Genomic DNA, 13,965 nt, shown 5'->3' with positions numbered 1-13,965 from the left:
AAAAACATCGAATTCGCGGTGCCATGTGAAAATAGAAGTCGACCATAAACTTTAATCTATCCGATAGGGATTTCGGTCGGGGCAAAGCACCGGCGACTTCAGCAAAGCTTGCTGCCTATACATTTCAATCGTGGTCGGGTCCAACGACCGGATCACCTACGATTTCGGGGACCACATAATTTCGTCTGATGTGGCTTCATATGCCAGTCCATCCTGATAGCTGACAAGTTCAAGTTGCATGCCCCAAGGCGCCAGAAAATACACCCAGGTTAGCCCTTTGCTCGGACCTTCCTCCATAAAACTCGGTTTTCCTTGGAACCGCACGCCATGAGATTTGAGATAGGCAACCGCCGCGTCCATATCCTCAACATAAAAAGCAAGATGATGCCCGCCATGATCGCTGTTTTTCGGCAACTTTTCCCTTTGATCGGGCGACGAATATTCAAAGATCTCAAAAGCAGGCCCGTTTCGGCATTTCAGCATGCGGAGGGTTTCGATGACAGCACGCGGATGGACGTTCAGATGCTCAGTCATCCAGTCGTCATGCGCCACAAAAGGCCCGACCTCGAACAGTTCAACGCACCCGATCACATCTACGAAGAACCTAGTTGCCTCTTCGATATCCGGAACAGTGAAGCCAATGTGGTCACTTCCTGCGAGGCCGGGAATTCCTTTGCTCATGTCACTGCCTTTCCCCTAAACGGTTTCCGTCTCAGCAGGGATCGGAGCCGCATCTGCGATCAGACCCTCGTGCTTCAATTCCGCCCAGAGATCGTTGGGTACGTCCGCTTTCAGAGCGGCAATATTCTGTTCGAACCGTTCGGGGCGCCCGGCCCCGACGGGGATGCTGGATACGATAGGATGTGCCGCTGAAAACTGGATTGCGGCGGTCGAAAGTGGCACGTCGTGCCGGTCACAGACGGCCTTCAGCGCTTGCGCCCGCTTCAACCAGTATTCGCCGGTCTCATGATCCGCAGGTGCGCGCACACCGTGGTCCAGAACGTTGGCGCGCCAGTTTTCATCCAGCGGCACATAGTCGAACGACGCCCCCTCGACCGGAGTATTCAGGACACCGGAATTGTACACGCCGCCGATCAGAATGGTCGTGCCACGCTTTTCGCAGATCGGGAACAACTCAGTCAGCGCCGAATGATCCAAGAGCGTGTATCGACCCGCCAGTAGAAACACGTCCATATCCGCCTCAGCCGCCATCCGCGCCAGCGCCGGGTTCTGGTTCATACCCGCCCCGATGGCAGACACCGTTCCCTCGGATCTCAGTTGGTCGAGCGCCTTGTAACACCCGCCAAGGGCTTCATCGAGATGGTCATCGGCGTCATGGATCAGTAACATGTCGAACCTGCCCAGCCCGGTGCGTTCAAGGCTGTGTTCAACCGAACGCATGACGCCATCATACGAAAAATCAAAATGGTAATTCCGGGGCGGAGCGCCCTTCCAGAACTCGTCATCGCCCGTTGGTTCGCTGTTGTCAGGATCGTCTTCGACGATACGACCGACCTTTGTCGAAATCACAAACGACTCTTTGGGCTTGTAGGCCAGGTAGCGCCCCAGCCGTTCTTCGGACATGCCCATGCCGTACATTGGCGCCGTATCAAACGTGCGCAAACCGGCATCCCACGCGGCATCGAGAACCTTTACAGCGTCCTCTTCCGGCAGGCGACGCGGCCAACCGCCAATCTGGACGGTCCCCAGGCCAAGGAGGTTGGTCTTGAGTTTCGTGCGTCCGATCTGGCGCAATTCTGTAGGGTCAAATGGCATGGCGTTGTCCTCCTCAATAAAGAAAGGGCGAGCCCCAAAGGCTCGCCCGAAATGAGTTTATTTGGGGTAGTCGGCGCTGAACGTCGTGGGATCGTAGTCCGGGCCCAAGCCTGTCGACAGGATCAGATCATTGGGCCTGTCAAGCCGGGCATAGTCTTCCATCCAGATGTCGGCCTTGACGGAGTGGGTCTCATCTCCTTCGGTAATCGAAATCTGTGCGTTCACTTCGTATTGCTTGGGAACTGGTTTGCCGGCTAGCACGTCCAGCGCCACATTGACGGATGCGCCACCCATAGCCGGCGGGTAGTCAAAATTGATTGCCTTGACGTCATGCTCGACCGCCTGCTTCACACAGCCGTTGAGATCTGAACAGGTGATCGGAGGAATGCTGCCATCCTCCCACCCGGCTTCGACAAACGCCTCTAACGCGCCCGAGCCTTGCAAGCCGCTGTCAGACCAGACGCCGTGGATGTCCTTGCCATACTTCTGGATCAGCGCGGCCATGACCTGCTTGCCCTTGGCCGGGCTCCAATCGGTGTATTGAAGGTCGATCACGTTGATCTCGGGGAACTCAGCGAACACTTGTTTGGCAACCGCGATCCGGATTTCTGCCGGGCTGGCCCCCGCGATGCCGCCCAGCATGACGACATTGCCTTTGCCGCCAAGTGTTTCAGCCATCCATTGGGCCTCGAACCGGCCAAGCGCATGGTCTGAGGCAGTTACGAACGAGATGAAGTTGTCAGAGGTCACCCGGCGATCGACCATAACCACCGGCACACCGCTGCGCATTGCGCGGGTCACAACGGGGTCCAATGCTTCGGATTGGGCTGCCGAAACGATCAGGATATCGACATCACGTTGCAGCAGATCCTGAATGTCGGACACTTGCTTTGAGGGATCATCGTTTGCGTCGGTGATAATCAGTTTCTCGATCAGATCACTGTTGTCTGCTGCGGCTTGCTGGATCGAATGCAGCATCCCGACCCGCCAGATATTTGAAATCGAAGCATTCGAGAAACCGACGACATAGGGCGGTTCCTTGGCGTATTCCGACGTGTCGACATACTCGATGTCCCGGTTCGACCACAGCAATGTGCGGGGTTTACCTGCGTACCCCGCGCTGTCCTCGGCCACGGCTGTGTTTGCGGCGGGCAAACTCATCAAAAGCGCCAAGGTTGCCGTGGCGAGCGTCTTAATGCGCGAATGCGATTTCATGGTGTCTCCTCCTGCGTGGTCACGGCAGCCGAACAAGGCATTCGTGAAGCTGCGAATATTGTTGGAGACGTTTGTGGGGACCGGGCGACAAAGATATCCGCATGGGATTTTCTCTCTCGGAAACGATAGGAAACCGAGACATCCGAACGGCTTGCTGCACCTGCACTGAACTTGCCTGAAATGGATATCTTTGCCGCCCGCCCGACTGGCTGCGACCGGTATCAAGTGTTCAACGGAAGGAGAGACAATGACCCGCATCGTGATTCTGGGTGGCGGTTTTGCAGGTTTATTTGCCGCGAAATCGCTTGTGAAACATCTGGGAAAACCCGCTGAAATCGAACTGATCAGCGACCAGAATTTCTTCGTGTTTCAACCACTGCTACCTGAGGTTGCCGCTGGTTCAATCACTGCGGCACATGCCATTTCCTCGCTGCGCGGGCTGTTGAAACACGTCAAGACAAGGAAAGCGCGGGTTCATTCCATCGATTTCGACGCAAAGACTGTGACCGTGTTTCAAGGTGTCCAAAGGCGCCCGACACAAGTAGCTTATGGTCAGCTTGTCATAGCCCTGGGGCAATCTACGGACCTGTCCCGAACACCCGGTCTATCGGACCACGCGCTTGCGATGAAAACGCTGGCAGATGCGAGCAGATTGCGGGCGCATATCATCGAGAAACTGGAGCACGCCGACATCACGCAACTGCCCGAAGTCAAGCAGGAGGCCCTTACTTTCTGCGTCATCGGCGGCGGGTTTTCCGGAGTTGAAACCGTAGGCGAGATCAAAGAACTGATTGACCGGTCTTTGAAATATTACCCCTCTATCGACCCATCCGAGGTTCGAGTCATTTTGCTGGAATATGCAGACAATATCCTCAACGAACTGCCCCCGCGTCTGCGCCAATACGCGGCCCAAAAGCTGGCCGCGCGCGGCATCGAGGTCCACACGTCAACCGGTGTTGCCAGTGCAACCGGTACGGCAATCGTAACAACAAACGGTGATGTTATCGGCACACGGACGGTTATTGCTACCATAGGCAATGCACCATCTGGTGTCGTTCGCGGAATGAACGCCCGATGCGAACGCGGCAAGATCGTAGTTGATCGTTCGCTCGCGGTTGCAGGCGTTTCGGATGTCTGGGCCCTCGGTGATTGCGCATTAGTTCCGTTGGTCGAAGATGCGAGCGCTCCGAAGGAATTTGCACCGCCTACGGCCCAGTTTGCAGTACGTGAGGCACGGACAGTGGCGGAAAACATCCGCAGAAAACTGGCTGGGCAGCAGCCCCGTCCGTTCAGCTACAAATCAAAGGGGGCAATGGCGTCTTTGGGCGGCAAACGGGGCGTTGTCGAAGTGATGGGCCTGACGCTGACGGGGTTTCCAGCATGGCTGCTATGGCGCGGCTTCTACTTGTCCTTTTTACCCGGGCCATCTGCAAAACTGAAAGTCTTTCTGAATTGGGTGTTGGACGGTCTGATGCCACGAAGCATTGTTCAGGATGTTAGGCCCGAGAACAGCCATACCCAAATTGCGCACTACCGAGCCGGAGATCGCATTTTCGAAGCGGGAAATCGGGCAGACGGTTTTTACACCATTATCAGTGGCCGGGTCGAAGTTCGAATGAAGGATGCCAATACCGGTGAGTTGACCACCCGGGAAATCGCAGCAGGCGGGCATTTCGGTGAAAGGATGATACTTGGGGAAAGCCGGCGCGCAGGAACTGTACGCGCCCTTGATGCTACCGAAGTTCTGGTGATGGATCGACAGGAATTCCTAAAGCTGGCTTCGGCATTCCCGGCGTTTCAAGACTATTTCCAAGCTTATTTCAGAGATACTTATGGCATTGACTGGACACCAACGGGTCAAGTTCAATAACGTCCGTTCTCCTGCATGGCGCGATCAACTTCAGTCTGGGCCATCGCTAACGCCTCTTTGTCGGACAATGCGCCGGACAGTGCATCATGTATCCGCACTCCAAGTATGCTTTCGATTGTACGATATTCGGGAACCGGAGGACGCTGCCAGGTACACAGCATTCCCCGTTGCGACAACCGGTCGACGAACCGAACAATGGGCGAAGCCGCGGCGGCCTCTGGATCTGCGGCAACCGAGAACCGAGGCGCAACCGGCAAACCATTCGTGACGTGCCGCTTCATCGCCTCTGGTGAGGCCATCCAGGCAATTGCCTCAAATGCCAGCTTAGCGCGCGATTTTGGCAGGTTGGCCGGTATGCCTAACAGAAAGCCCCCGGTCGGATTCGCACTCATACCCATTGGACCTTTGGGCTGAGGAATAAGCTCAGAGCGTTTTTTGACCATGGAGCCGATATCATAATCAAACCGCGCCGCCCGCATGGTCCAGCAATAGGCCATGGCGACCTCACCTTCCAGAAACGCTTCGATCCGGCGGTTCCAGTCCATGTTCAGGATATCAGGTGGCGAAATTTCGACTAGGCGGTGCATGTAATCCAGAACGATCTGCCCTTCTTCGCTGTCGATCTTCGGACGGAGACTGTTGCCAGCGAGATCGGCCCAATTGTGATACCGCCGCGCACGCGGGATGTTCAGAATTGGTGCCCCGCAACAGCCCATGAGGATCATGAAACTTGAGGCGATCGGCATCCCTCTCGCGGCGTTCCAGGCGACACCAAAGAAACCGCGGGATGGGTCCTGCAATTGCCGGCCCGTTTCGATCACCTGATCGAATGTTCTGGGATGAGGCAGTTCATGTTCGGAAAACAAATCCTTTCGCACGGCCATCGCTTCGATCGTCACGTAAATCGGAACACCGTATTGCCGGCTGCCCCAGGTGCCTGACGCCCAAACCGCCGGGTGGAAATCCATCACGCGGATATTGGTTTCATCGATGAACTCGTCCAGTGGCATCAGCATGCCTTTTTCGGCAAACTCACCCAGCCAGGGCATATTCAGCGTCACCACATCAAACTCAGATTTGGGCAGGAACTCATGCAGGCGTTCGTGCAGGTCGGGTAGAAAGTGCAACGAAAAACTCTTTCTGGACCCCAGATTGTTTCGATAGTCTGCCCACATGTTACGCATGGCCGAGAAGTAATTATCGTTGTGCAACAAGAACTTCAGCTCCTGATCGCTCTCGGCCAGTTGAGATTGCAAGGGCGGTGGAGGCAAAATGTCCCGCGCAAAATCTGCGCCGCCAAAATAGAACTCATCCGCATTTTCTACGCCGGTTAGCCCAACTGTTTCGGCCAACAACGACTTGACCTTAACGACATAGTCGACAAATGCCGAATACATCTCAGGGCTGGGCTGCAGGTAAAAGGATTTGCCTGTTGTCGAGCGCGCGACCTTTACGATCTGCCCATCCTCAATCATGGCATGAATGCGTCGCTGAGCCGTTCCATAAGGCACTTCTGCCGCATCGATGAGCATTGAAATCGTGACCGGTTCACCCTTTAGGTAAGACGTCACCAAGAAAGATGTCAGGTTCCACGACGGATCCCCAGGCCCACCCCGTACCAATTCATTGAACGGGGCTCTGGTTCGCGAGAGGAACCTGATGATCCTTATGACTTCATGGTCAGTGATATCCGATTTGAGATTAGAGATAGGCACCGCGACTCTCCAAAAAAAAGCGCCAGCAATGCGCCGGCGCCAAGTCCAGGGAGGGTTTTCAGCTGCACAACGCGTTGCCGTTCAGAACATAATATCAAAGTTCTGACGAATTGGATGCAATGAATATCCAAATTGGATTTTCTTGCTTACAATGTGATGCGCAGACTGTGCCGCGGATGAACCGCAAATTGATGTGAAATGCGTTTGTCCATCGGCTTACTTTACGAATGCCAAACGGGACCGATCGAGCGTCAATGTTACAGCGATGATGACGCTCAGCCCAGTCACTATGGTCTGCCAGTAGTGGTGAACACCAATGACGTTAAGACCGTTCTTAAGCACCGCAAGGACGAGAACACCAAGAATGGTGCGATGAACACCCAGATGCCCGCGTTGGGAATACGCTTGGTCATTTTCCCTGATGACAGCCAGATGAACTCTGGAACTCTGGAACTCTGGAACTCTGAATACGATGTTAGCGCCGCCGGATAAGCCAGTCCTAAACCCAAAACGACGTCGTTGCGAACGGCAAGAAACTCGACTGTGCAATAAATCGGAACCCCATATTGCTGGTTCTTCCAGGTGCCAGTGGACCATACGGCCGGAAGGTAATCGAAAGAGTTCAAGTTGCCCTCTGAAATGAAGTCGTCCAGACTAAATGATCGCGTCACGCTCAACGAACTCCCTGAGCCAGCGCATGTTGACCGCAACGATGTCAAAGGGCGAGTCCTGCTGCCGTACCGCGCTGTCGAGAGCGTTATTACATCTGCGGCAACTGCAACAGATCAAGGTCGCCTTTCGATGCAAGCTTAGTTCTGAAATCGGACCACATGTGCCGAAATGATTGGAAATAATTGTCGTCGTGCAGAAGAAACCGAAGCCCCTTTTGCGGTCATTTCTTCGCTGGTGTGAAGCAGACTGGGTGGCATCAGATCGTTGATTGCCGCTGCGCCTCCAAAATAATAGTCGTCCTGATCCTTATCCTTGGCCCTGAAGCCCACCGACGTTGAGATTACGCCCTTCACCGACCGAACATACCTTTCAAACTCTGAAAGAAGCTTTGATGTCGGCAAAAGATAATCGGATTTTGCACCCTGTGCTTTGGGCCTGCGCGTGATTAGACCCAAGGACTCCAACTCCTTTATCCGACGGTGGCCGGTCGTATAGGGCAGCCCGGAACTGGCGATGAGTTCGGTGGCCGTCATCGGTCGGTTCGTCAAATGCGCAACGACCAAATGCTACAGAAGATACAATGCCGAGTTCGGCTCAAAGCCCTGTACAGACCCTTCAAAACACTCCCCTAACTCTTTTACGAGCTTCAGAAGCCTTGCTGTTTCATGAGCATTCACGAGGCAACCGTTATTAGTCCAAATACAGTTTTCTTGCCTGCAGGAGCGTATCCAATCAGCCCGTTTTCAATCCCAATGACTTATTCAAATTGGACATTCCGAATTTACCAGATGGTCGGTCTGCGGCCATGTACTGTGTACCGCCGGATATCCTCATTGGATAACATTACCGCCCTGAATGCCTCCGGTTTCTGATTGCATGCCTCTGTCGAAACAACAGCTCGACACGGAGGAGGAAGCAATGAACCCGAGAAAAATGAACCGACGCACGCTGCTGAAACACAGTGTTGTAGCAAGCGGTGCAATTCTGGCTGCACCGGCACTTATGACCAAAACCGCATGGGGATCGGACGACAAGATAACGGTCATGAACACGTTCCCCACCCTTGCTAATGAGTACTGGCAAGGTTGGGACGCAGGCGCAAAACAGGCCTGCGCGCAAATGGGGCTGGACTATATCTCGCAGACCTACGCTGACTCGGTTGAAAAGCAGATTGCGCAGATCGAACAGGCACCGTCGCTAGGAGTCAACGCGGTAGTGACTTTTGCGCAGAACGCCGAAATCATGAAGGCGCTGGCGGCTGTAGCAGCAAATGTAGGTATCAAGATTGCTAACGCGCACTCGACAGCCGCCTGGGTTCATCCGTTGGATACGCAGTTCCACGGGGCCTATTTGCTGTATAGCCAACCGGATAACATCCGGGGCACCGGGGCGATGGCACAGGCCTTGTTCGACCATATGGGGAACGAAGGTGACGTCATGTATGTTGCCGGTCTGCCGGGTAATTTCTCGGCTGACAGTCGCGCCGCTGGCGTGTATTCAGCGCTGGCCAATAATTCCGGCATTAACATGATCGCCGAACAGAATGGCGGCGAGAACCGGGTAGCAGCGCGGCCTGTGGTCGAAAACATGCTGACGGCCAACCCCAATGTCGGAGCAATCGTCTCTTACAACGCGGACACCGCAATTGCTGTGCTCGACGTTCTGCGCGAACGCGGGCTGACCGGCAAGATTGTCACCGGTGGAATTGATGCGACCGGCGAAATGCTGGTGCGCGTCCGCGATGATGCCAGCGCACTTGGCACGGTGTCGATTAATGCACCGTTTATGACCGGTTATTCGGTTGTTCGGTTGGTAGACGATCTTGAAGGCGTTGAAACCGATCCGCTTGAGCGGATGCAGTATTTCGACTCCCTCTTCGTGGATACGCCCGAAGCAGCCTCGAAATACCTCGAACTGATGGACGTAACCAAGGAACTGCCTTTCGACTTCAAATCGATGTCGCGGGCGGCCAATGGGGACAACTGGACTATCCCCTGGGGCGTTGAAATCATCGATCCAACCGACTTCTGGAGCAAAATCGACAGCATGAACGCAACCAAGCCCGGAAACTTCTCGGTACCTGCCGAGGTTCAGGCGTCGATTGACGCGGGCAATGTCGAAAAGCTCAACGCGATGTATCGTGATCACTTTGCACCGGGCGCCATCAGCCAGGTTGTGGATTTGACGCAGTCGAAAAAGACAGTTCTGCAGTCCTGATCATTCAGACACATCAGGCGGACCGGCCCCGGCCGGTCCCCTCTCCTGTCAGGAAATGCCGATGACCAATCCTCTAATCAAGCTGGAAAGCATCACGAAGTCTTACCCAGGCGTTCGTGCCCTCGATTGCGTGAGCTTCGAGATCGGAGTTGGAGAAACACTGGGATTCGTTGGTGAAAACGGGGCCGGAAAAAGCACACTGATGGACATTCTGTCGGGGATTCAGCCCCCCTCTGACGGCAGATACCTTTTGCACGGAAAGCCAGTGGAGTTCTACACGCCGACACAGGCCACAAGCGCCGGAGTGTTCCGCGTTCATCAGGAACAGGCGCTAATCTCGGTCTATCCGGTTTGTCAGAACATGTTCCTCGGCCTCGAGCAACATTTCGTGCGCCGTGGTGTCATGCAATTTTCTGAAATGCGGGAACGCGCTGAACACGTTCTGAGAGAACTCGACGTCGATATCAATGCCTCTGCGATCACCGGCACGTTAAACTTTGGCACGCGTCAGATCGTGGAAATTGCCCGCGTGATCGCGCAATCCGAGCTGTTGAATATCAGAAATCCGCTGGTGCTTTTGGATGAGCCGACGGCCTCGATTTCCGGGCGCGAGCTAGATGTTTTCTATCGCATCGTTGATCTGCTGAAATCGAAATTCAAAGCCTCAATTCTGTTCGTGTCGCACCGTCTGGAAGAGGTGTTGCGGATTTCAGATCGCGTGCTCGTTCTAAAGGACGGAAAAGTCGTTGCGGACGATCTGACCAGCCCAACCGAAGGCCAATTGCACAAATTAATGGTGGGGCGGGAAAGGGTCGCAGACTTTTACTCGACCGACCGGCAGGTCGCGGCGTTTGGTGATGTCGTCCTTAAAGTTACGAACTTCAGTTCGGATCGTTTCCGGGACGTGTCCTTCGAATTGAAGTCGGGAGAAATTCTTGGCGTCGGAGGCTTGGTGCAATCCGGAAAAACTGAGCTGGGCCGCGCTATTTTCGGCGTCGAGACCTCAACAGGTTCGGTAACAATCTGTGGCACCGAAGCCTCAGGCCTGCCCACGGATGCGCGTATTGCGCTGGGGTCCGGCTACATACCGCTAAACCGGCACCTGGACGGCGTGATGCTTGGGCAGTCGATCGAGGCTAACATGCTGCTGCCATCGCTGCCGTCGTTCGAACGATTTGGCGCTCTCAACCGCAGGGCCATGCGCGCTGCGGGTCGCAGAGAAAGCGAACGGTTTCGCGTTAAAGCACCCGGCACCCACTCTTTGGTTAAAAGCCTGAGCGGTGGCAACCAACAGAAGATCGTGTTGGCCAAGTGGTTGGCAAAGAACCCGAAAGTGCTTGTGGTCGACAACCCAACCCGCGGTGTCGATGCCGGCGCCAAAGAAGAAATTTACGGGTTTCTGCGCGAATTCGCCGATGCCGGAGGCGCAATTCTGATGATTTCCGACGACCTGGTTGAATTGATCGAGATGTCGAACAGCATCCTGTTTCTTGCCGAAGGCCATCTTTCGAATGCGGTGCCTGCGCCAAAAGAAAACAAGCCCAGTGAACACGACGTAATCCACATGATGTTCTGACCGTGTGCACCGCGGCAGCCAAGGACCAAAGCTATGCAAAACTTCCGAAACATTGGCAGATTTACCCCGATTATCGCGGCCGTCGCCCTAATTGCTTTCTTTGGCATCATGCATGAGGCATTTCTGACCTGGCCCAACCTATGGAATATTGTGCGTCAGTCTTCGGTTCTGTTGGTCGCGGCCATGGGTACAACGTTCGTAATTCTCATCGGAGCAATTGATCTGAGTGTCGGAGCGATCATGACGCTGTCGGCGATCTCAACCATCTCCCTGATCCCGGTAATGGGAGAATCTGCCATACTAGTCGGTCTGCTTGCCGGGGCCGGCTGCGGGGCTTTCAATGGCATCCTGAATGCCGTTCTGAAATTACCCAGCTTTCTCGTGACCCTGGGATCGTTGTTTATTTTCGAAAGTATCGGCCTGATCATTTCCAGCGGCCGTCCTCTTCCCTGGTCCACCCCGATCTCAAGCGCGCTTGCAGGTGGCGTTGTGTGGGGAACCATACCCAAGATCGGCTTCTGGGCGATTGCGATCCTGCTTTTATGTGCCTTTGTCGCCCGGTACACCCGATTCGGGCAGTATATATACGCGGTCGGCGACAACGAGCGGACAGCGAGGATGTCGGGTATCAACACGGTACGACTGAAAATACTGGTGTTCGTGGTTGCTGGGATTATCGCCGCGATTGCAGGTATCCTGCTTGGAATTCGCACCTTCTCGGCCTCGCCGGGAATGGGAGACAGCTTTCTTCTGGATACAATCGCTGCCGTGGTTCTGGGCGGGACGCTCCTATCTGGCGGAGTTGGTGGTCCGCTGCGCACGGTGTTCGGCGTGCTCGTGATCGTCGTGTTGGCCAACGGAATGACGTTGTTGCAAGTCGATCCCTTTTTCCAAGTAGGTATCCGCGGAGCGGTCGTAATCCTGGCGGTCTTGATCACCATGCAACGCGGTTCCGCAGATGAAGTTGTCAAGTAATCAATTACAGGCTCAAGCCTGTGCGAACGGAAAGTTCAATCATGTTACGGAGGTCAAAGTGGTAAAGAACCTGAACATATTTTCGCTTGAAGGTAGGATCGCAGTAGTCACCGGCGCGGCCCGCGGGATTGGCGAGGCGATCAGCCGCCAACTGGGTGAAATGGGTGCCCATGTCGTCATGGCCGACCTGCTTGATCTCGTCGACGAGACCGCATCAAAACTCGCTGACGAGGGGCTTTCGACCGAAGGTGAACGGATTGACGTGACCTCCAGTCAATCCGTGCAGGATCTGGCAGATCGTGTGAAGGCGAAACATAGCCGTGTCGATATTGTTGTCGCAAATGCAGGTGTGGCCTATGAAAGCTCCACCGAAGATCACAGCGATGAAGACTGGCGCCGTGTGATGGCAATCAACCTGGACGGTGTGTTTTTCGTGGCCCGCGCTTTCGGAAATATCATGTTGGATCAGGGCAAAGGGTCGATCGTCGCGATTTCATCGATCGCCGGAGTCAAGGCCGTGCGTCCAGAGCTTCACATTGGATATGACGTCACCAAGGCGGGTGTCGCACATTTCTGTAAGGTTGCCGGAGTGGAATGGGCAGCGCGCGGTGTTCGGGTGAACGCTGTTGGGCCGGGCTATACCAACACTGAAATGCTTCAAAAAGTAGGGATCGAGCAGCCCGAGGTCATGGCGCGCTGGATCGACGATATTCCGATGAGCCGCCTCCTTGAACCTGCCGAGATCGCCCAAGCGGTTGCCTTCCTCGCCTCAGACGCCGCAAGTGGGATCACCGGCCAGCTTCTGATGGCGGACGCCGGGTATTCTGCGGCTTAGCCAAATTTTGTTTTCAACCGACACTGCTTAGCCCTCAAGGAAGGAGTAATCTCTTCAGCCTACTAAAACTCGGCAACAGAACCGGAACCGACGCCCCCTGCCGGCCTCAATCTGCCATTGCTGGTTTGCAAGCAACATGACTGGATGCATCTACACCTTCAGAACCATATCTGCCGAGTGACCGTTGAAATATCGTATGTGATAGGAAGCATCCCCAGGAAATCGAGGATCGCGTCAACTTGACTGTTGACCGTTCGAATATTCGAAATGGCGGCGCATTCGGTTGAGCATTCAGCTTTGAGAGGCTCCGATTCACCGGCCATCTCAACAAATACATGATGCTTACTCACGAGATCGACACTACCCCTGCCCTGCGTTTCGGTCGATGAAGTGTTGATAACAATATCGGCTGCCCGGATGTTGCCTGTACCCACCCGAAATGTCGTAGGCAGCCCCTGTTTGGACAATTTGGATACGAGGGTCTCGGCCTTCTCAACTCGACAGTCCGAAACCGAGACCTCGGCGGCCCCGGCCTGTACCACAGCATGAGCAACAGCCGCACCAGCGCTTCCACATCCGAAAATATGAATTGCGCTCTCTTTTACGATTACACCAGATCGCCAGAGCTCGTGCACCAACGCTTTGCCATCTGTCACGTCAGCAACCCAAGCCCCGTCAGCTTCGACCCGCACGATATTTGCCGCCCCCACAAATTTCGCAGATTCCGAAATGTGATCGACATACTCCAGAACAGTGGCATCATGCGGCTCCGTGATTACGAGACCTGCCAAATTGCGCAAGTGCCGAAATCCCTCGAGCGCCTTGTGCAGACCATCGGGATGGACATCCGCTGGAATGAAGAGCGTGCTATGACCAAACTGTGCAACCCGGTCGCTTAACAAGACTGGATAGTCGGTCTCGGAGACGGGGTTGCCGAACACCGGCACAATGAGCGTCTCGCTCGAAACACTTAATCGTGTCGTTTCAGTATCCATTGTCCCCCCACTGACAAGTACTGCCCTCGGAACCTGCTGTTACGACAGCGCGGCACATTTCGTTTCCCCATCACAATCATTCCGTCTTTTGAAACAATCTGACTGCCGGGCTGGACGTG

The 13,965-nt window shown here is 54.7% G+C and carries 12 protein-coding genes; 6 read left to right on the top strand and 6 right to left on the bottom strand.

Going from position 1 to position 13,965, the window contains the following annotated elements; genetic code table 11:
* Positions 1-156 precede the first annotated feature (156 nt).
* Genes AC2TCY_RS21510 through AC2TCY_RS21500 form a run of 3 tightly spaced genes read right to left on the bottom strand, consistent with a single transcriptional unit; the run spans position 157 to position 2,991 of the window.
* Complete coding sequence (locus AC2TCY_RS21510) at positions 157-681, bottom strand: VOC family protein (RefSeq protein ID WP_480850625.1); 525 nt, start codon at positions 679-681, stop codon at positions 157-159.
* Between the two features lie 15 nt (positions 682-696).
* Entirely contained in the window at positions 697-1,776 is a 1,080-nt protein-coding gene (locus tag AC2TCY_RS21505) for an aldo/keto reductase (RefSeq protein ID WP_480850624.1), read from the bottom strand.
* 57 nt (positions 1,777-1,833) lie between these two features.
* Positions 1,834-2,991: a substrate-binding domain-containing protein gene (locus tag AC2TCY_RS21500; RefSeq protein WP_480850622.1), complete on the bottom strand. Its 1,158-nt coding sequence runs from the start codon at positions 2,989-2,991 to the stop codon at positions 1,834-1,836.
* A gap of 247 nt (positions 2,992-3,238) precedes the next feature.
* On the opposite strand from AC2TCY_RS21500, the gene AC2TCY_RS21495 reads away from it, so the two are divergent.
* Positions 3,239-4,861, top strand: coding sequence for an FAD-dependent oxidoreductase (locus tag AC2TCY_RS21495; protein WP_480850621.1), 1,623 nt, complete (start codon positions 3,239-3,241; stop codon positions 4,859-4,861).
* Here the strand turns inward: AC2TCY_RS21495 and AC2TCY_RS21490 are convergent.
* A complete protein-coding gene (locus AC2TCY_RS21490; protein ID WP_480850619.1) occupies positions 4,855-6,576 on the bottom strand; it encodes an ABC transporter substrate-binding protein in 1,722 nt (573 codons plus the stop codon). The two genes, AC2TCY_RS21495 and AC2TCY_RS21490, sit on opposite strands and share 7 nt — an antisense overlap.
* 198 nt (positions 6,577-6,774) lie before the next feature.
* Between AC2TCY_RS21490 and AC2TCY_RS21485 the strand changes: the two genes are divergently transcribed.
* Positions 6,775-7,068 (top strand): hypothetical protein, encoded by a 294-nt coding sequence (locus tag AC2TCY_RS21485; protein WP_480850618.1) that lies wholly within the window; start codon positions 6,775-6,777, stop codon positions 7,066-7,068.
* Positions 7,069-7,385: 317 nt separating this feature from the next.
* Here AC2TCY_RS21485 and AC2TCY_RS21480 read toward each other — a convergent pair whose 3' ends face one another.
* A complete protein-coding gene (locus AC2TCY_RS21480) occupies positions 7,386-7,781 on the bottom strand; it encodes a MarR family transcriptional regulator (RefSeq protein ID WP_480850616.1) in 396 nt (131 codons plus the stop codon).
* 385 nt (positions 7,782-8,166) lie between these two features.
* On the opposite strand from AC2TCY_RS21480, the gene AC2TCY_RS21475 reads away from it, so the two are divergent.
* From AC2TCY_RS21475 to AC2TCY_RS21460, 4 genes are all read left to right on the top strand, one after another.
* On the top strand, positions 8,167-9,465 hold the full coding sequence (locus AC2TCY_RS21475; protein WP_480850615.1) for a sugar ABC transporter substrate-binding protein: 1,299 nt from the start codon (positions 8,167-8,169) through the stop codon (positions 9,463-9,465).
* 61 nt (positions 9,466-9,526) lie between these two features.
* Positions 9,527-11,041, top strand: coding sequence for a sugar ABC transporter ATP-binding protein (locus AC2TCY_RS21470; RefSeq protein ID WP_480850613.1), 1,515 nt, complete (start codon positions 9,527-9,529; stop codon positions 11,039-11,041).
* 33 nt (positions 11,042-11,074) lie between these two features.
* On the top strand, positions 11,075-12,016 hold the full coding sequence (locus tag AC2TCY_RS21465; protein WP_480850611.1) for an ABC transporter permease: 942 nt from the start codon (positions 11,075-11,077) through the stop codon (positions 12,014-12,016).
* Positions 12,017-12,074: 58 nt separating this feature from the next.
* Complete coding sequence (locus AC2TCY_RS21460) at positions 12,075-12,851, top strand: SDR family NAD(P)-dependent oxidoreductase (RefSeq protein WP_480850610.1); 777 nt, start codon at positions 12,075-12,077, stop codon at positions 12,849-12,851.
* A 158-nt stretch (positions 12,852-13,009) separates the two neighbouring features.
* Here AC2TCY_RS21460 and AC2TCY_RS21455 read toward each other — a convergent pair whose 3' ends face one another.
* Complete coding sequence (locus AC2TCY_RS21455) at positions 13,010-13,846, bottom strand: hypothetical protein (RefSeq protein WP_480850608.1); 837 nt, start codon at positions 13,844-13,846, stop codon at positions 13,010-13,012.
* Positions 13,847-13,965 lie beyond the last annotated feature (119 nt).

The sequence above is a fragment of the Ruegeria sp. HKCCD7181 genome, assembly GCF_057221055.1.
Note: the sequence above shows the minus strand (reverse complement) of the source record. Positions and strands in the feature narration are given on the sequence as shown.